Below are 18112 nucleotides of genomic sequence, written 5' to 3'. Positions count from 1 at the left end.
TCACCGTGAACTTTATCTCTCACCGCACGGCTGCCGCCCCCGTGGCGGCAACGGCCTCACTATCCCTCATGCTCATGGCTTCCCCGGTGCCCACGGCCCTTGCAGAAGGGGAGGTCTTCGATTCCGGCCACGTCGATGCTTTCTACGTCACCGCCCCGGATGGCGAACTCACGTTGTCCTTAAAGGAGGACATCACCGGCAGTGGTGTTGTCCACCCCGGCAACGATGTCACCCTCAAGGTCACCGAGGAAGCATGGAACGACGCCACTGAGCGTATCGACGGCATCGGAACTCCCACCTACTACCTGCCGCAGACCCAGGACAGCTCGCTTCTGTGGCCGGGATGGGATACCCAGCCAGCGCAGTCCGCAGGGTACAAGGACGTTGACCTTGAGTTCGTTGAAGTCACCGGACCTGGAGACATCTTCGTCTTCGAAACCGCTGGCTTCGGCGACATTCAGCCGGTTACAGTGGAAGGCGCACTGGACCTGGTCAGCGGTGATGTCATCAACCAGGCTTACCCGGCGCACCGCCACGTCAACTGGGCGTTTACGGATCCTGGTATCTACACCATGACAGTTCAGGCGGTCTCTAATGGCGATGCCAGCAACCAGGTGACCTACACGTGGGACGTCGGTGACGGCGAGATGGCACCGCAGGATGCGGATGATGCTGAGCACAGTACTGACGACACCGGTGACACTGGTGACAGTGACGACGCTGTGCTTGGCGACGCCTCCCCCAACCCCCAGTCCCCTTCTGATGCCGGTGGCGAATCCCACGTGAGTTCTGGCAGCGCCCCCGGCGTGGCCAATGGTCCTGCAGCAGCAGCGAGCGCCAAAGGCACTCATAAGCCTAAGGAAACCAAAGACAGGTCGAACCGGAAAGAGCGCACTGATCGAAAGGATCGCAAGGAGCGCAGAGCTGAGCGCACTGCACACACGAGTCCTTCTGCTGAGAATGTCGACACCGTGGCCGCTACCGGCTACTACGACAGCGGACAGAGCCTCCTGCCGTGGGGTATCGGAATCTTGGGCCTCGGAATGCTGGTTCTCGGCCTGGCTGTAGCACGCCTAGCGTTGGCGAGGGGCCGCGACTGATGCCCTTGGCAACTCTACGAGCAGCGCGCCGCGGAGCTCTGCTCATCACGCTAACCACAGTGGCAGCAGTACTTACCAGCTGCGCGAGCACCGCTGTCGGCGATAATGCTTCCGATGGGGGCATGAAGGTGGTGGCGACGACGCCGATTCTGGGGGACGTCGCCAAGCACATCGCCGGACCCGACGCCCAGGTGACCACGCTGATTCCTGCAGGCAAGGACCCACACACCTTCGAGCCGAGCCTGCGCACCGTCAGGGATATCGCCACCGCCGATGTTTTGCTGTCCAACGGCCTGCTCCTGGAGCCGCAGAACCTCATGAAATCCATGAACGAATCCTCCGACGTTCCCGTGACGGAGGTAGCGGACCAAGCGTCGACGCGCGGCGCCACGCTCGTGCCGCTGGTGGAAAATGTGGCACTGGATGCCATCTGGCTGGGTCTGCGCGTGCGCAACGCACCTGCCGGGCGCAACAGTGTCACAATGCAGCTCCTCGACGCCACAGGTCCCGGTGATGTGGCCGCCTACGTGGTCTCCACTTTCGGTACCCCAGAACCGTTGTTCAACACAGCCGATGGTGTCAGCGAGCGCGAAGATTCCACCACGCTGCCAGCCAACGCTCATACCCATGTCTCATGGGCATTCAGCAAGCCCGGCATTTACCGCCTGACCTTCGGCGCAACGGACTCGGCATCACAAGTCATCACGGTCGCCGTTGGCGTTACGCCACCGGAGGGGATGCACTCACTGAGTGAGGGCCACGTCGACATCACCGCGGACTTGGGCACAGGCAAGCTGGGCCTTGAAGATCAGGGTGAACGCTTTGACCCCGCCACCACAGCACTCAGTGTCCCGTCCTCGACCTTGCAAGAAATTCCCCCGGATCCCTCCTACCGCTTCCTCGGTCGGCCCGGCGGCGAGACCTACCTGCTCCCCCAAGCAGTGCTGGGCAAGCACATCCACGGTGAAGTCGACCCACACCTGTGGCACAACGCTAAGAATGTCATTGCCTACGCCGAAGTTATCGCCGACCAGCTTGCCCTGGCGGATCCTTCGCATGGCGCCGAATACCGCGCCCGGGCCCAAGAATATGCCGAGAAGCTGCGAGATACGGACTCTTATGTCCGTGACCTTCTGACTGCTATTCCTGAGCGCCGCCGCCACTTGGTGACCCCACACCACGGCTACGCCTACCTCGAGCAAGGCTATGGCATTGACATCGCCGGATTTGTCACCCCGAACCCCGCCATCGAGCCTTCACCGCGCGACGTCATTGCCTTGCGCCGAACCTTGGAGAACCTACAGCTGCCCGCTGTCTTCATCGAGCCCACGCAACAGGCCAGCACCGATGTCATCAGAGAAGCCGCGCACTCCCTAGGGATTGCGGTGTGCCCCATTTACGGCGACACTCTCGATGACGCTGTCCCCACTTACCTCGACCTCATGCGATTTAACGCCGAGTCACTCAACCGCTGTCTCTCATAAAGGAAATAAGAAATGACCATTACCGTTACCCGTTCACGCTATGCCCCGCGTCTCATGACAGCGCTGGCAGCAACGCTAACCGCTGCATGCCTAGCGATTGCCCCATCCGCCGCCTGGGCTGGAGATCTGGCGCAGGTTGTCAGCGCCGACGAAGACGTCGCTGCACCCGGTACCGAGACCACTATCGACCACGGCCACGTGGATCTAGGTCTGCAGGTCATTGACGGGCAGGCGAACTTTCTAGCCCGCGATGATTCGGCCGAGAAGCCAGTCTGGCGCGAGCTCGATGACGTTGTCTTTGATGTCAGCGACGATGCCCAACTTACTCTGCCGGAGGACGAAGCCTTTTCCTTTGTTGGCGCAGACCCAGGTTCTCACGTCTGGGTAGTTCCCCAGACCGAACAAGCCGACGTTCCGTGGCTGGGGTGGAATACGCAAGCGCCGTCGCTCAACGAGAACGTTGACCGAGGCCTCACCATGGAGTTCATCGGACACCAAGGGCCAGGTGATTTCTCCCTCTTCCTACAAAATGGCGGCTTTGAACCACCGCAGCTGCTGTGGTCCACTGCCGACGCTTCCACCGAGGGTTTCTGGGTGGACTTGGGCACGCATACCCACGCCAACTGGGTATTCACCGAGTCCGGTATCCACCAAGTGCGAGTACGCATGACGGGCGAGGGCTCTGGCGATAGCGCTGGTTCTGAGGTTTCTGCGGAGGCCACATTGACGTTCGCGGTGGGCAACGACACCGACGTGGCTGAAGCACAGGCAACCGAGTGGGATGACTCTGCTGCGGCCATGAATGCGAACGAATCTTCCTCCCCCGGTGCCGTTCCAGTGTGGGTATGGGCTCTTGCGGGCCTTGGTGTGCTTGTGCTCGTAGCTGCTCTCATCGCCGCTTCACGCACGAAGGGTGGCCGACGTGACTAGTCCCCTCATTTCCGTAGAAGACTTAAGCGTCACTCTGGCGGGCCGTCGCGTAATTGAGAACGCCTGCCTGGCTGTCAACCCGGGCGAGTTTATCGGACTGCTGGGGCCCAATGGTGCCGGTAAGACCACACTGTTGCGCGCTATATTGGGCCTCGTTCCATCCACTGGCACGATTGACGTCACCACCTCGCTGGGCTACGTGCCCCAACGCCATGACGTGGAGTGGGACTTTCCCATCTCGGTGGCTAAAGCCGTACTCAGCGGACGCACGGGGCTCGTGGGCTGGCTGCGCCGACCCCGCCGTGCGGACAAGGAGGCAACGCGCCGCGCGATTGAACTCACCAACCTAGAAGAGTTCGCTCGGCGTCCCATCGCGCAGCTTTCCGGCGGCCAGCGCCAGCGCGTTCTCATCGCGCGCGCCCTGGCCACCGAACCGGAGGTGCTGCTTCTCGACGAACCTTTTACCGGCCTCGACGCCCCCAACACCGAAGAGCTGTTGTACCTCTTTGACGAGCTCACCGCGCAGGGCACCAGCGTGGTCATGTCTACGCACAATCTCTCTGAGGCGGCCCACTCCTGCTCACGCCTTGTGCTCTTTAACCGGGGCATTGTGGCCGACGGTCCTGCTGCGGAGCTTCGCCTGCGCCCCGAGCCGTGGAGCGATACCTTCGGTGTGTCGACCTCGTCGCCGCTGTTGTCCGCGATTGGGGTGGCAGCATGATCGACATTTCACTGTTCGAGTTCTTCCACGACCTCGTCAACCCGAACTTGGACTTCCTAGCCCGCGCGGTGGGTATCTCCATCCTTGCTGCCATCGTGTGTGGTGTGGTGGGGTGCTATGTAGTCCTCCGCGGCATGGCATTTATCGGTGATGCCGTCTCCCACGCTGTCTTCCCAGGGCTGGCCATAGCCTTCGTGCTCCAAGGTTCTGTCCTTATAGGCGGTGCCGTGGCTGGCTGTACGGTGGCCCTACTCATTGCGTGTTTCTCACAGCGCCGCACAGTGCGGGAAGATTCGGTCATCGGCATTTTCTTTGCCGCGTCCTTTGCACTCGGCATGGTGATCATCTCCCGTGTGGAAGGCTATACGGCATCCCTGACCAGCTTCCTCTTCGGCTCACTGACCGGTGTATCCCGCACGGACCTCTACACGGCACTCGTTGTCACCGTGCTCATCGTGGGTGTCATCGTCCTTCTCGGCCCACAGCTCACCGCGACGTGCTTGGACAAAGAGACCGCTCGCGCCATGGGCCTGCCGGTCTTCGCTCTGGATATTGTGCTCTACTTGTGCGTGACGGGCGCGGTAGTGATTTCGGTCGGAACGATTGGCAACATCCTCGTTCTCGCCCTGCTCATTACACCGGCTGCCACGGCACGCCTGCTCTGCGACTCACTAGGAACGATGATGCTGAGCTCTGCGCTCATTGGTTCACTGGGCAGTTTTATCGGAATCTACCTGGCGTGGGCCATTGACCTTCCCGCCGGAGCCACCATCGTTTTGCTGCTCACCGCGTGCTTCCTCGTGGCATGGGTAGCATCTCCCTTCCTGAGTTCCCGCCGCACTACTGCTCTTACCCCTCAACCTAAGGAGTCCCTGTCCGCATGAACCGCTTCATCATCCGCCCATTGACCCTCACCACCGCCGCGGCCTTGACGCTCGCAACTCCGCTCTGTGTTGCTGCTTCCCCACTGGCCTGGGCTGCTGACTCTGCCGAAGACAACTCCACGTGCGATGCCGATTCGCAGCACGCCTTTACCCGTGGGCACCAAGACTTGGCGCTTATAGGCAATAGCGGTGATCTAGACTTCGTTGCCCGCGACGATGAATCCGGGCGTGACTATTCCTCGGGCGATTTCTACGTCGAGGTGGGATCGAACGCAGCCTTCGAAGATTCCGCCGGCGCGGACATTCCCTCCCGCGGATGGCAGATTCCTCAAACTCAAGACCCGGACATTCCCTGGCTGGGATTCAACACCAGTTACATCGACGAGGACACCGCACGGGATGCAACGCTGTCGATGACCCTGCACAGTGGGCCTGAGGGTGGGCGCGTGGTGGGTTTCCAGAACGCGCTGGGCGGTGCACCTACAGTGTTGTTTGACTCGGAGAATCCTGATGCGAGCTGGGACTATCCTGACCACTTCCACAGCCATACCGGCATCGTCTTTACCGAGCCAGGCGCCTATGCGGTAACCTTCACCTTCACGCTCAATGACGGCTCTGAGTACTCTATCGACGTGCCCTTCCTGGTCGACGGAGCAGATTCTTCCGAGCTCTGTCAGCTGGACTGGGGTTCGACCGCAGGAAGCACAGAGGGCTCAGGTTCCGGTAACGCCAAAAGCCGCCCGCAGCAGCTGGCTAAGGACATCAACGACACGTCGAAGGCTATTGCCCAGTTAGACAAGACGATGGACAAGACCTTCAAGGAAGCCGATGCCTTCCTCACCGGCGGCTCCCCGTCAGAGTCGAAAGCTCCGCGTGAATCGCGCCGGAGCCGAGAGTCTCGCGACTCGGAGCGCTCCAAGGCCAAGGAACCAGCACAGCAAGAGAACAAGGCGACGCAGGAAGAAAAATCGGACAATAAGGGGAATTCTAGCCGGAGGCAAGACAGCAATGCCGCTCCCCGTCCAGCATCACAGCGCCAGGAAACACAGCGCAACGCACCAGCCCACAAAGAAAGGGCACAGAGAGATTCCGCACAACGCGACCGCTCTGAACGCAACCCCAAGGACGACGATAAGAAGACTGCTCGCGACTCCCAGCCGGCACAAAACCGCGCAGCTGGAGAAGACAGCGATACCATGCCGCAGGCTGAAAACATCCAGGCTATGAGCTATGGCGCACCGATGGTGGGCTTCTGGGCGGGGTTCCTCGCCGGTATGGGAGCGCTGTCTCTTTTGCTGGGAATCGGGCTGTTTATCGCAGTGCAGTTCTTCCGGCCTCGTCGTCGTGACTAGCTTCGCAAGCAAGGCTTCGCAAATATAGCTGCCGATCTCGTTTTAGCAGGAACAGTTAAAGGAACTAGAATTGTTCCTCATGTGTGTTCACAGACCCTCCACCGCCCCAGACTTCCTCCTGTCCCGTGCGACGGGGTCTGTGCGTACCCAAGGATCGGTAGCCACCTTTGACGAAGTAGATGCCGCTGTGTCCGCACTGCGCAGTGGTGAGGCGGAGATGGTCGTCGGCGCCCTTCCTTTTCACAAGGGAGAGGCTGCGGCACTCACCGTGCCTGAGAGCATCATCCGCGAAGATGGGCCGCTGGAGCCGCATGCCTACTACCGTAGTGGCGCGCTCGAAGCTCGCGTTACCGGATTCGATCCGGAACCCGAAGAACACCTGCGCCGCATTGAAGCAGCCATCGCCACGATTGAAGCGTCCAAACTGGATAAGGTCGTGCTGGCACGCGCGGTCGATATCGAGTTCTTAACCCCCGTGGATCCGCTGTTCGTGGCGGCACGCCTTATCGATTTGTCCTCGCACCGCGATGGATTCATCGCCGACCTCAGCCCTGCAGGACGCCCAGGCGCAATGCTGGTGGGTTCCTCCCCGGAGGTGCTCATCAAGAAGCAAGGCTCGACGGTAACGGCCTTCCCCCTCGCGGGTTCTGCTCCGCGTCATGCTGACCGCGCACGCGACATCGTAGCCGGTCAAGACCTCCATAATTCCGCCAAGGATCTGCGCGAACACGCCTTTGTGGTTGACCACATTCGCCGCATCCTACAGCCGCTGTGTGAGAGCCTCGATGCGCCTAGCTCACCGCAGCTCACCTCCACCAACGAGATGTGGCACCTGGGTACCCCGATCGCGGGCACGCTCAATGATCCCAGCATCACAGCACTAGAGCTGGCCGAGCTTGTGTACCCCACTCCTGCCATTTGCGGCACGCCGACCGAGGCCGCGCAGGCGCTCATCGAAACTGCCGAGACTGACCGTGGCTTCTATGCCGGCGCGGTGGGATGGTGTGATAGCTCCGGCGATGGCGAGTACATGGTGGCCATCCGCTGCGCGGAGGTCGCTGGCGATGGTCTCTCGGCACGCGCATGGGCCGGCGGCGGCATCGTCGTGGATTCCGATCCCGAGGCTGAACTCCAAGAAACCACGGCGAAGCTGCGCACCATCCTGCGCGCGCTCAATCTATAGCGCTACGCGCGGGTAATCGGGTTAGTGAGGCTGCCCACTCCCGGAATCTCAATTTCAATCGTGTCGCCCGGAACCATCGGCGCGGTACCTGCGGGCGAACCCGTCGTGATGACGTCGCCCGGCAACAAGGTGTAGGACTGGGAAATTTCGGCGATGATGCCGCCCATCTTCACGATCATCTGGTCCGTGTTGGAATCCTGCTTCTGCTCACGCTTGCCATCGTGAGTCAGGTAGGCATTGATCTTCTGATCATCCAGGTTGATGCAATCCAAATCCGTCTCAATCCACGGGCCGAGCGGGCAGAAGGTGTCAATGCCCTTGGCACGTGCCCACTGACCGTCCTTAAACTGCAGGTCACGGGAAGAGACATCATTGCAGATGGTGTAGCCCACGACGTGATCGCGCCAGTTCTCTGGGTCGATGTTCTTCGACACCTTAGAAATCACGACAGCGAGCTCGCCTTCAAACTCCACATTGGTGGCGAATTCCGGAATCTTAATTGGTGCGCCCGGCCCAATGACAGCGGTGGAAGGCTTGATGAAGATGGTCGGCGGCAGATGCTCCGCAGACTCCTTGAAGACCTCCGCCACGTGGTCGGCATAGTTACGACCCAAGGCCACAACCTTCGTGGGCAGGGTCGGAGCCAAGAGGCGAACCTCACTGAGAGGCCACTCGCGGCCGGTGGGCTCGGGCGGGGTAAACGGTGTACCAGCGATCTCCTTGGCAACTAGCTGCTCCAGTGGGGCGTCAGCTGGACCATCAATGATGGCGAAACAGATTCCTTCAGTATGGGCAATTCGTCCTAAACGCATAACGGACATACTACTCGCGAGGATCATTCACACCGCATCGAGGCTATGGTGTAAATCCTGTTAATGTTTCGCGTCTAGGGAGAAAAGCTAACGCAGTGCCACCTCCCGAAGTGTGACAGCGCGGGTGTTACCTCGCTGGGCTACATACAGCTCAGCACAGGCGAGTGCATCACTCAGCGCATTGTGGCTGCCATATCGCGGCAGGCCATAGCGTTGGCGCACGCGCGCAAGGCGCAGATCTTCTCCGCGCGGGTAGGTTCCCATGCGCTCCATGTGGCGTCGTTCTAAGGCAAACGTGTCAACGACGGCCAGCTGCGGGCGCTCACCAAAGACCCGTTGGGACAGCGTCTCAATAAACCCCACTTCGAGGTGTGCAAAGTGTGCAAGGAGCGCGCGGCCCTCCAGCGCTTGCCGCAGGTGTGTTGCCGCCTCCTCCAATTCAATGCCACCGTCCACCATGTCTTGGGTCAGCATGTGCACGTGGGCATCCTCCCCTACCTGGGCGCCACGAACGATGTAGTATCCGGCACCAGAGAGGTCAATTGTTCCGCCATTGACCGGCACCCAGCCGATGGAGACGATGTCGCCTGTGCGGGGTTCGAGGCTTGTGGTCTCCATATCCACTGCAAGCAGAGCCAGATCATCGATTGGGGTCGAGGAGGCCGGCGCTCCCCAGTCAGCGCGGCGTCGCGTTCGGCTCCATCTCCCCCACATCTAGATGCTCCTCACCGGGTACTTGGTGGCCAGTGCATTCTGCATTGACTTGATGGCGCGGAAAGCATCACGCAGGCGCTCGCGCTCAAGGCGGCCGAGGCTCTTTGGATCGATGTGGTAGTCCGGCGGAACGCCTTCGCGCAATTGGCGGGCTTGGTGCTGAAAGGATAGGGCGCGGAGAAAGTCGAAGGCGTCGACAAGCTCTTGGGCTCCCTGGCGGCTCACCGCATCACCCGCAGCTTCACGGAGACGCTGCCGCGTATCCACTACAGGCGAGCCAGACGCCAAGGCAAAAAGCCTCCCCATCTGCACGATGCCCGCCGTACCGCCCTTCTTGATGTCGAGAGTATTGGCATAATCACCGTCGCGCTCGACGACGAGCCCGCGGAAGAATGTCAGTGGTGGCTCTCGTCGCGCAGCCAAACTAGCCAGGTGGGCATGCAACCGGGTCGCCCCCTTACCCATGTCCACGGCAGCATTGTGGACGAGGCGACCAAGGCGCTCGTTGCCATAGAGGACGCGGAAGTCGAAGAAGATTTGTGCGTTGAGCAAAGCATCCGGCTGTGGGTCACGAATCCATCGGCGGAAGGTCTCGATCCATTCCGAGCACGTCATACGCCATTCGGGCGTCTTGGCCATCATGTCACCAGGGCACAAGACTTGGCCAGCGTCAGCGAGGCCTTCGCACACAAAGGTGCTCAGCGCAGCAAAGTACTCACCGTGAACAGAAGCGTCGTAATCATCCGCAAGGACGAGGGCGTTATCCTGATCAGAGGCCAGAGCCATCTCGCGGCGGCCTTGAGACCCCACGGCCACGAAAGCATACTCCACCGGCGGCGGACCCAGTTCCTCCTCAGCCAAGGTGCACAGGCGGCGCGCCACGGCATCCGCAGCGAGGGTCACCAAGCTGGATGTCTCCGCAGGAGTGGATCCGCGTTCCACGAAACGACCTGCCAGCCGTGTGGCCTCAGTAAACGCACCGGTGAGTTCCTGCTGGCTGCTGCGACGTGACAGATCTGCAGCCAAATAGACGGGGTCATTGTGGAGCAAACGTGTCACATCGGACTGGGTAACAATGCCGTGAAGGCGGCCTTCGTCAACGACCGGAAGATGATGGATGCCGCGCTCCGCCATGTGGAGCAGAGCTTCCATGGCGGGCGCCTCCGTGGAAACGGTGAGCGGGTTGGGGGTCATAATCTCCCCCACCGGCTGTGTCGGATCGAGTCCGGCTGCGATCACGCGTGAGCGCAGGTCACGGTCGGTCACAATTCCCTCTAGTTGGTTGTCTGTGCGTGTCACCAGCAAGGAGGAAACTCCGCGGTCGGTCATCAGTTGAGCCGCTTGGCCAATCGAGGTGTCCGCTGAAGACGTCAGGACATCGGTACGGATCAACTCGCCAAGGGGCGTGCGGAGGACGTCGGTCGGGGCGGCGTCAGCAAGCTCCCGCGCTGCTGCGCGCACCTGGCGTGACTGCGCTGAGAAGAAGCGCGCGATATCCGGATTGCGCTGGGCAAGCGTGCTGAAAGCCTCCTGCGACAGGGTAAAGATGAGGCTGTCCTCCACCGCGACCATGTCATAGGCGGAGAGTGGCTCGCCCTGCAGAGTGGAATACCCAAAGGTCAGTCCAGCTTCGCGGCGGTCCAGCAAGACCTCATCCTCACCGAGCACATCGATGGCGCCCGTACGGATGATGTGAAGCTTGTCGTTAGTTTCCCCACGATGAACAGGTCTCTCCCCTCGGCGCAGGTACACGATGCTGAGCTGGGTGGACAGGGCGGAGAGCTCCTCCTCCGGCAGGTGGGAGAAGGGCTCGTGCTGGGCGAGGAAGCTTACTACCTCGTCTAATTCGACGCTCATGCGCCAAGACTACAGGGTTAGGATGCCAGTGCGGAGGCGATTCGGTCACCAATCTCAACAGTGCGCACCGGCTCATCGCCCCGGGAGGAGACATCCTGCGCGACTGCTTCTTCCACACGCGCCGCATTGTCTTCATCGCCAAGATGACGCAGCAACATAGCCGCAGACAGGATGGCGGCGGTGGGATCGGCAATACCCTGGCCCGCGATATCGGGAGCAGAACCATGGACAGGTTCGAACATGGACGGGTTGGTGCCGGAGGCATCAATGTTGCCGGAGGCTGCCAGTCCAATGCCACCGGTGACAGCACCAGCGAGGTCAGTGAGGATATCGCCGAAGAGGTTATCGGTAACAATGACGTCATAGCGTGCCGGGTCAGTCACCATGTAGATAGTGGCGGCATCAATGTGGTTATAGTCCACCGTCACCTCAGGGTAATCCCGAGCAACCTCATCGACGGTGCGCTGCCACAAGCCACCAGCATTGACTAAAACATTGGTCTTGTGCACGAGGGTGACGTGCTTGCGGCGCGTCATGGCGCGATCGAAGGCGTCGCGCACAACTCGCTCCACACCAAAGCGGGTGTTCTGAGAAACCTCCGAGGCCACCTCGTGCTCCGTGCCTTCACGGAGGGTACCGCCGTTGCCGCAGTACAGGCCCTCAGTGCCCTCACGAACAACGACGAAGTCGATGTCGCCCGGGTTCGCTAGCGGCGAGGTGGCCGTGGGATAGAGCCTGGACGGGCGCAAGTTAACGTGGTGATCCAGCGCAAAGCGCATCTTGAGCAGAAGGCCGCGCTCCAGTACACCCGGCGGAACCTCACCAGGGGCGCCGATAGCGCCGAGCAAGATGGCATCGTGCTCGCGCAAGGAGGCCAGATCCTCCTCGGTGAGAAGCTCGCCATTGCGCAGGTAGCGACGAGCGCCGAGGTCGTAGTCGGTAACCTCAATGTCGTCGCGCACGGCGCGAAGAACCTTAAGCGCCTCCGCGGTTACCTCGGGGCCGATACCGTCGCCGCCAATCACTGCCAATTTCATATTGCGGGATTCCTTTCTCACCTGTTGGATACAAGTGAGAATACCACGGCACCGGCTACCAGACGGTGAAATCACTCAACCGCATGTACCGCAGACAACGCGAACGGCGCGTTGCGACAACGTCTTAAGCGCCGAAGTCGATCTGGCGGCAGCTAGCGCCCAGCGCAGCGTTGATTTCTTCGATGAGTTCTTCCGGAACCTCGCGCTCGACGCGGAGGATGAGCACCGCATCATCAACCTTCTTACCTTGGGTCAGCGCCGCAGCAACAATGTTGATGCCGGCCGCTCCCAGCTTGGTGCCCACCGTGCCAAGAGCGCCCGGGGCATCCTTGTAAGAGAAGAAAAGGTTGCGGCCCGTTGCGCGCATGTCCACGCCGCGGCCGTTGATGCGAACGATCTTCTCAACGCCATCAATACCAATGAGCGCACCGGTCAGCTGTGACACTTCACCGCCAGAGCCGATAATCTTTACGACGACGGACGAGCGGTGGCCCTTCGACTCGACGTTCGTCTTGACCTCCACGTCGACGCCGCGACTCTCCGCGATTTGCATGGCGTTAACGAAGGTCACGGATTCCGTGACCACACCGGAAAACAGGCCACGCACCGCTGACAGGCCCAACGCGGAGACGTCTTCGTTCGCAAGCTCGCCGCAAGCTTCCACCTCAACTGCCACAGGAGCGGAGCCCAAGAGGCTGCCAGCAACGAGACCGAGCTTGCGGGTAAGGTCCAGCCATCCAGCGACCTCCTCGCCTACCTTGCCGCCTTCCACGTTAACGGCATCCGCCACAAACTCACCAGCGAGTGCTTTGAGCACAGACTCGGCCACGTCAGTACCAGCACGGTCTTGGGCTTCCACGGTGGAAGCACCTAAGTGCGGGGACACGGTCACTTGCGGGAGCTCAAAGAGCGGGGAATCCGTGCACGGCTCGGTGGCATACACGTCGAAACCAGCACCGCGGTGATGGCCCGACTTGATGGACTCTGCCAGGGCTGCTTCATCCACGAGGCCACCGCGGGCAGCGTTGATGATGATCTGCCCCTTCTTAGCCTTGGCTAGGAGCTCCGCGTCAAACATACCGGTAGTTTCCGGAGTCTTGGGCAGGTGGATAGTAACGAAGTCAGCGCGCGCCATGAGCTCCTCTAGGCTCACCAGTTCCACACCAAGTGCGGCGGCACGGGCCGGGTTCGCGTACGGGTCGTGTGCGATGACGACAGTTTCAAAAGCCAGTAGACGCTGAGCAAACAGCTGGCCAATGTGGCCGAAGCCGACGATGCCAATGGTCTTGCCAAAAACTTCCACGCCCTTGAAAGAAGAGCGCTTCCATTCGCCCTGACGAAGCGACTGATCAGCTGCCGGAACCTGGCGGGCGGTAGCCAGCAGCAAAGCAATGGCTTGCTCACAAGCGGAGTGAATATTGGACGTCGGTGCATTGACTACCATGACACCACGCTCAGTAGCCGCGGGGATGTCGACGTTATCCAGGCCGACGCCAGCGCGGCCAACGATCTTTAACTTGCCTGCAGCACTAAGAACCTCTTCATCAACGGTTGTGGCAGAGCGCACGAGGAGTGCATCGGCTTCTGGGACCGCGGCGAGGAGTTCCTCACGGTTGGGGCCGTCGACCCAACGGACCTCAACAGTGTCTCCCAACGCGGAAACGGTGGATTCTGCAAGCTTATCGGCGATGAGTACGACCGGCTTCGACATAACTTCCTTCACTAGGCTGATGAGTGGATGCCGTGAAGTGTAGTTTATTCTTTCCAACCCTGATCTATTTTATGCGTGAATTCTGTCACTGAACCGAATTCCGGTCCGAGTGCCACGATAGGCCCCTCTGAAAGCCCCGCGGTCATTGCCGCCCCGACCTTCGTCGCCGACGGATCAGGATCCGGCATGACCATCACGGAACCGCCATAAGCATTAGCGTTCACAACATTCGCCACTGGGCTATCCACGGTGGCAACGATGACGGGGGCCATTTGCGCATCGCGCCGCGCTTCAGCAGGGATCGCTGGCATCTTTTCCTTTGTCATGTACTGCGGCAAAGGCTCCCAAGCCGCCTTGAGCTCAACTTTCGCGGAGGAATCCAAATGCGCAATGTTATCCACCATGCGGCTTGGATCTTTCACGACCTTTGAGGTGAATTGAAAGGCCGTGTACTCCCCTAAAGCTTTCGTATTGCCTGGGTCATGGATGACCTCCTGGAGGCCCGATTGACTAGCCCAGGGAACATCGCCGACGACAACGATGCGTTCCACCCCCAGATCCGTCGCTAACTCCGCAGTTTGTCCCCGAATGGACTCGTCATACGTCACCATAGGAACGCGTTGGGACACGCTCAGCGTTGCCGCACGCAGAGCAGCAGCGTCTGTATCTTCGGCCAGAATGAGTGTGTTGGTGTTCTTAAAGAAAAGCCGTGCGGATTCCACTCCCCAGGGGTCGTCGAGGACGGCTACCATATCAGCGAAGGCGGGATCAATCAGCCGCAGACGGTTCTCTTCGCTTGCACGAGCAAGGTCAATCTCAGCGTCAGGCACTGCCGTAATGTCCTGGGTAACAAGCTGTTCGCCCCGGCCCATCGACGAACAGCTAGAAGCGCTCGCAGCGAGACATCCCACTGCGAGCGCCACCACTAGTGCTTTAGTGTGCAAAAGCCTGCGGGCCCTCCTCACCACCAGACAGGTTGGCTTCATCGACGTCACGAATGACGGCCTTATTCAAGGCATATTCTACGATGCCCACGAAACGTTCGCGGCGATCGGCAAAGAACTGATACGCACTCTTGGATGTCAGCAGCTCCGGTTGCAGCTCATGGGAGGCCAGCACGCTATCGAACTCGGCATCCTCCATGATGGACTTGGACTGCACGCGCGGAAGGTAGCGCTCCGGCGAATGCCCATCGAGGACAACTTCGGTGCGCTTGCCCATCGGCGTGCGGTTGAGCACAGAGTTAGCCAACACAGCGCTGACCCCATGACGCTGGCACCACGACAGCGGGAAGATTGGGAAAAAGCCCGGCTTAAGGTCCTCAAAGGTGTGGCGGGTGAAGGGTTGGCCGGTGCGCCAATCCTTCGCACCGCGCGCCATGAGCAGCGCATAGAGGCCATGCCACACGCCGTCGTTCTCGCTGACAGATAGAAGGCGGGATTCGCGGAAGGAAGCATCGCGCACAGTCTGGGGCACGACTTCGGTCTCCCCCGCTACCCATGCGGTGACCTCGTCAACATCACGTGCGGCACGCAGCTTGACGGCCGAAGAACCATAGAGTTCACCAAAGACACCGCTCCAGAACCACTGGTTGAGGCGGTCCCAGGAGTCCTGTGTGGCGAGCACACCATTTCGCTCAGTTAGGCGGGCAAGGATAACCGCGAGCGGGATAATCTGCTCGTTGTACGGCACCTGGTCCAAGGACAAGATGCAACGCTCAGCCAAGAATTCCGCCACCTCACGGAAGGTAATGACGAGTGTCGACGAAGCAGCGCGGTACTCAGCCAGGGAAAGCTGCAGGATATCCTCGCGCTGCCCGCCAGCTGTGCCTTTCTTGCCCGAGACCAGCAAGGAGACCGCGGAGAGGAACTCATTGCGACCAATACCGTCGAGTGCCGGGAATGCACGCAGTTGCTTCTCGACGTCCCCCCAATGCTCCGCCAAGTGGAAATCCGGATCCTCGGACGCGAAAACCGCGGTAAGGAGGTCAAAGACGTCCATCTGCAAACCAGCGGAGTTCACTTGGGCAAAGATCGAGCCAATGCCTGCTTGGGCAGTCTCACGGGACAGGCGAATCATGGGCACGTCATAACCCGAAAGCGGGCGCAAAATGCGGTTGTTAAAGGCTGCGACAACATCGCGATTCACACCATTATCGGCAGCGGCCAACTCGAAGAGCATGCTCGTGCCTTCTTCGCTCAGCAGCGCTGAAACGGGGATGCAGCAAGCATCAATAGCAGCCTCGCGGTTTGCCAGCGAGCCCTCAATCTCTGGCGCAAAGTGAGACTTCAGCTCGCCATGCTGGTTCACCGCAAAGACAGCCTCATCCGGCATGATGTCCTCACTCGTGGCCGTGCGTAGATCGACGTAGAACTTGCGGGAGACTTTCTTGGAGCGAAAGTCCGTCGTGTCCACGTAACCATCGCCGCGGAAGCAGTGGTAAAGCGAGGTAAGGCGCTGCTGACCATCCAGGAGAAGAAGGCCTGGGTTCACTCCGGTATCCGGCGCGCCCGCGAGCGGGCGGGGGCGGAAACGCATCGTCTCGTTGCGAGTATCCAGCGCCAAGAAGGCGCCCAGCGGATAGCCGCGCAGGACGGTCACGATGAGAGAGCGGATACGGTCTTCGTCCCAGGAGTAAGCACGCTGGAAATCTGGAAGCTGGATATCCCCGCGATCAATGCGAGCAAAGAGGTCAGAAAGGTCATAGCTTGGCGTGGTGTAACCCATGGTTCTGAGCCTACTCGCAGATGTGAGATCGTGCCCGTTTATGAGCGAATCTTACATGGCAACCCGAAACCATATCCCTACGTCGCGTTGGTCGGGCGCCCCCATGTCCAAGCCTTCTGATTTCATCACCATTGAGGAGCGAGTCATCTCAATGAACCTATCCCGGTAGTCGAGAAACTGGCCCTCCCCTCTACATCGAAACTTGCAGAGTAAGAACGATGAAACAACAATGCCTCGACCTCGACTACTCGCAAAGCACAGGAAGCAAAGTTAGGATATGAACCATGAATCTTCGGACGGCACTCAGCGACATGGGAAAGATCCACATGTCTCAATCAGAAAGAGTTAGCTCAGCCGCCAACCAGGCGCGTCTTCGCAACCAGACCCGCAGAACCCGCGCATATCGGAAGACAGCATCAACGATCCGCAGACAAATAGCGATTCGCTCCCTAGGCTAGGTTTACACCTTGTAAAACGCCGAAACCGCCCCTCGTGCTTGGCTGTTAAAAGTCATCAGCACCAGGGGCGGCAGGGTGTCATCAACCAGAGGTTGACTCGTCCTTAGGCAGTAGCGTCCAGTGGGTTCTTAACCCAGCTCATGAGGTCACGCAGCTGGGAGCCGGTCTTTTCAATCGGGTGGTTGTTAACCTTCTCGCGCAGCTCCTCAAGCTCCTTGTTGCCGCCTTCAACGTTGGCGACGAGACGCTTGACGAAGGTGCCATCCTGAATGTCAGTCAGGACATCCTTCATGCGCTCCTTAACGGACGCATCGATAACGCGCGGGCCGGAGAGGTAGCCACCGAACTCAGCGGTATCAGAGCAGGAGTAGTTCATGTTCTGGATGCCGCCCTCAACGATGAGGTCAACGATGAGCTTCAGCTCGTGGCAGACCTCGAAGTAGGCCATCTCCGGCTCGTAGCCGGCCTCGGTGAGGACCTCGAAACCGTTCATGATGAGGTATTCCACGCCACCACACAGGACTGCCTGCTCACCGAACAGGTCGGTCTCAGTCTCGTCCTTGAAGGTGGTCGGAATGACACCGGCGCGAGCGCCGCCGATTGCGGCCGCGTAGGACAAGGTCAGCTCGCGGCCCTCACCTTTCGGGTCCTGCTCGGTAGCGATGAGGCAGGGAACGCCCTTGCCGTCGACGAATTGGCGTCGGACCAAGTGGCCTGGCCCCTTCGGAGCGACCATACCGATGGTGATGTTCTCAGCTGGCTTGATCAGGCCGAAGTGAATGTTGAGGCCATGGCCGAAGAACAGGGCATTGCCCTCCTCCAGGTTCGGCTCGATGTCGTTGGTGAAGATGGATGCCTGGGAGGTATCGGGGGCCAAGAGCATGATGACGTCGGCCCACTTAGCAGCCTCGGCGTTGGTGAGAACCGTGAAGCCAGCTTCTTCTGCCTTTGCGCGGGACTTGGAGCCTTCGCGCAGACCGATAGCAACCTCAACACCGGAATCGCGCAGGTTCATTGCGTGGGCGTGGCCCTGGGAGCCGTAGCCAATGACGGCCACCTTGCGGCCCTGGATGATGGACAGGTCGGCGTCGTCGTCGTAGAGAGTTTCAATTGCCATGATTCTTAAGTTCCTTTACTTGTGT

15 protein-coding genes are annotated in these 18112 nt (G+C 60.1%); 7 read left to right on the top strand and 8 right to left on the bottom strand.

The window, feature by feature from the left end:
* Positions 1 to 5 precede the first annotated feature (5 nt).
* The 7 genes from HMPREF2875_RS05535 to HMPREF2875_RS05505 all read left to right on the top strand — a co-directional run bounded on the left by HMPREF2875_RS05535 (position 6) and on the right by HMPREF2875_RS05505 (position 7654).
* Entirely contained in the window at positions 6 to 1100 is a 1095-nt protein-coding gene (locus tag HMPREF2875_RS05535; protein WP_070671053.1) for a choice-of-anchor M domain-containing protein, read from the top strand.
* Positions 1100 to 2584, top strand: coding sequence for an anchored repeat ABC transporter, substrate-binding protein (locus tag HMPREF2875_RS05530; protein ID WP_070671051.1), 1485 nt, complete (start codon positions 1100 to 1102; stop codon positions 2582 to 2584). Before HMPREF2875_RS05535 ends, HMPREF2875_RS05530 begins: the two co-directional genes overlap by 1 nt.
* Before the next feature lie 12 nt (positions 2585 to 2596).
* Positions 2597 to 3514, top strand: a complete 918-nt coding sequence (locus tag HMPREF2875_RS05525; protein ID WP_083311861.1) for a choice-of-anchor M domain-containing protein — start codon at positions 2597 to 2599, stop codon at positions 3512 to 3514.
* Positions 3507 to 4235, top strand: coding sequence for an anchored repeat-type ABC transporter ATP-binding subunit (locus HMPREF2875_RS05520; RefSeq protein WP_070671049.1), 729 nt, complete (start codon positions 3507 to 3509; stop codon positions 4233 to 4235). Before HMPREF2875_RS05525 ends, HMPREF2875_RS05520 begins: the two co-directional genes overlap by 8 nt.
* Complete coding sequence (locus HMPREF2875_RS05515) at positions 4232 to 5119, top strand: anchored repeat-type ABC transporter permease subunit (protein WP_070671047.1); 888 nt, start codon at positions 4232 to 4234, stop codon at positions 5117 to 5119. The genes HMPREF2875_RS05520 and HMPREF2875_RS05515 overlap by 4 nt, the downstream gene beginning before the upstream one ends.
* Positions 5116 to 6471 (top strand): choice-of-anchor M domain-containing protein, encoded by a 1356-nt coding sequence (locus HMPREF2875_RS05510; protein WP_070671045.1) that lies wholly within the window; start codon positions 5116 to 5118, stop codon positions 6469 to 6471. The genes HMPREF2875_RS05515 and HMPREF2875_RS05510 overlap by 4 nt, the downstream gene beginning before the upstream one ends.
* A 79-nt stretch (positions 6472 to 6550) precedes the next feature.
* Positions 6551 to 7654, top strand: a complete 1104-nt coding sequence (locus HMPREF2875_RS05505; RefSeq protein ID WP_070671043.1) for an isochorismate synthase — start codon at positions 6551 to 6553, stop codon at positions 7652 to 7654.
* Positions 7655 to 7656: 2 nt separating this feature from the next.
* Here HMPREF2875_RS05505 and HMPREF2875_RS05500 read toward each other — a convergent pair whose 3' ends face one another.
* The 8 genes from HMPREF2875_RS05500 to ilvC form a co-directional block, all read right to left on the bottom strand.
* Positions 7657 to 8466 carry a fumarylacetoacetate hydrolase family protein gene (locus tag HMPREF2875_RS05500; protein ID WP_204100171.1) on the bottom strand — a complete coding sequence of 270 codons (810 nt, stop codon included), beginning with the start codon at positions 8464 to 8466 and terminating at the stop codon, positions 7657 to 7659.
* 87 nt (positions 8467 to 8553) lie between these two features.
* Entirely contained in the window at positions 8554 to 9180 is a 627-nt protein-coding gene (locus HMPREF2875_RS05495; RefSeq protein WP_070671039.1) for an exonuclease domain-containing protein, read from the bottom strand.
* Positions 9181 to 11037: a DUF294 nucleotidyltransferase-like domain-containing protein gene (locus HMPREF2875_RS05490; protein WP_070671037.1), complete on the bottom strand. Its 1857-nt coding sequence runs from the start codon at positions 11035 to 11037 to the stop codon at positions 9181 to 9183.
* 17 nt (positions 11038 to 11054) lie between these two features.
* Complete coding sequence (locus HMPREF2875_RS05485; protein ID WP_070671035.1) at positions 11055 to 12074, bottom strand: 3-isopropylmalate dehydrogenase; 1020 nt, start codon at positions 12072 to 12074, stop codon at positions 11055 to 11057.
* 124 nt (positions 12075 to 12198) lie between these two features.
* Complete coding sequence (gene serA, locus HMPREF2875_RS05480; protein WP_070671033.1) at positions 12199 to 13785, bottom strand: phosphoglycerate dehydrogenase; 1587 nt, start codon at positions 13783 to 13785, stop codon at positions 12199 to 12201.
* Between the two features lie 44 nt (positions 13786 to 13829).
* Positions 13830 to 14657 carry a hypothetical protein gene (locus HMPREF2875_RS05475; RefSeq protein ID WP_070671376.1) on the bottom strand — a complete coding sequence of 276 codons (828 nt, stop codon included), beginning with the start codon at positions 14655 to 14657 and terminating at the stop codon, positions 13830 to 13832.
* A gap of 61 nt (positions 14658 to 14718) precedes the next feature.
* Positions 14719 to 16512 (bottom strand): GmrSD restriction endonuclease domain-containing protein, encoded by a 1794-nt coding sequence (locus HMPREF2875_RS05470; protein WP_070671032.1) that lies wholly within the window; start codon positions 16510 to 16512, stop codon positions 14719 to 14721.
* 561 nt (positions 16513 to 17073) lie between these two features.
* Positions 17074 to 18087 carry a ketol-acid reductoisomerase gene (ilvC, locus tag HMPREF2875_RS05465; protein WP_070671030.1) on the bottom strand — a complete coding sequence of 338 codons (1014 nt, stop codon included), beginning with the start codon at positions 18085 to 18087 and terminating at the stop codon, positions 17074 to 17076.
* Positions 18088 to 18112: the final 25 nt, after the last annotated feature.

This window comes from Corynebacterium sp. HMSC078H07 (assembly GCF_001812805.1).
Taxonomy (GTDB): Bacteria; Actinomycetota; Actinomycetes; order Mycobacteriales; family Mycobacteriaceae; genus Corynebacterium.
This window is presented reverse-complemented; position numbering and strand designations above follow the sequence as displayed.

Excerpts from the sequence above, each read along its gene's own strand:
- HMPREF2875_RS05530 (WP_070671051.1), top strand. The coding sequence starts at position 1,100 with ATGCCCTTGGCAACTCTACGAGCAGCGCGCCGCGGAGCTCTGCTCATC.
- HMPREF2875_RS05525 (WP_083311861.1), top strand. The coding sequence starts at position 2,597 with ATGACCATTACCGTTACCCGTTCACGCTATGCCCCGCGTCTCATGACA.
- HMPREF2875_RS05515 (WP_070671047.1), top strand. The coding sequence starts at position 4,232 with ATGATCGACATTTCACTGTTCGAGTTCTTCCACGACCTCGTCAACCCG.
- HMPREF2875_RS05510 (WP_070671045.1), top strand. The coding sequence starts at position 5,116 with ATGAACCGCTTCATCATCCGCCCATTGACCCTCACCACCGCCGCGGCC.
- HMPREF2875_RS05505 (WP_070671043.1), top strand. The coding sequence starts at position 6,551 with ATGTGTGTTCACAGACCCTCCACCGCCCCAGACTTCCTCCTGTCCCGT.
- HMPREF2875_RS05500 (WP_204100171.1), bottom strand. The coding sequence starts at position 8,466 with ATGCGTTTAGGACGAATTGCCCATACTGAAGGAATCTGTTTCGCCATC.
- HMPREF2875_RS05495 (WP_070671039.1), bottom strand. The coding sequence starts at position 9,180 with ATGTGGGGGAGATGGAGCCGAACGCGACGCCGCGCTGACTGGGGAGCG.
- HMPREF2875_RS05490 (WP_070671037.1), bottom strand. The coding sequence starts at position 11,037 with ATGAGCGTCGAATTAGACGAGGTAGTAAGCTTCCTCGCCCAGCACGAG.
- HMPREF2875_RS05485 (WP_070671035.1), bottom strand. The coding sequence starts at position 12,074 with ATGAAATTGGCAGTGATTGGCGGCGACGGTATCGGCCCCGAGGTAACC.
- serA (WP_070671033.1), bottom strand. The coding sequence starts at position 13,785 with ATGTCGAAGCCGGTCGTACTCATCGCCGATAAGCTTGCAGAATCCACC.
- HMPREF2875_RS05475 (WP_070671376.1), bottom strand. The coding sequence starts at position 14,657 with ATGGGCCGGGGCGAACAGCTTGTTACCCAGGACATTACGGCAGTGCCT.
- HMPREF2875_RS05470 (WP_070671032.1), bottom strand. The coding sequence starts at position 16,512 with ATGGGTTACACCACGCCAAGCTATGACCTTTCTGACCTCTTTGCTCGC.
- ilvC (WP_070671030.1), bottom strand. The coding sequence starts at position 18,087 with ATGGCAATTGAAACTCTCTACGACGACGACGCCGACCTGTCCATCATC.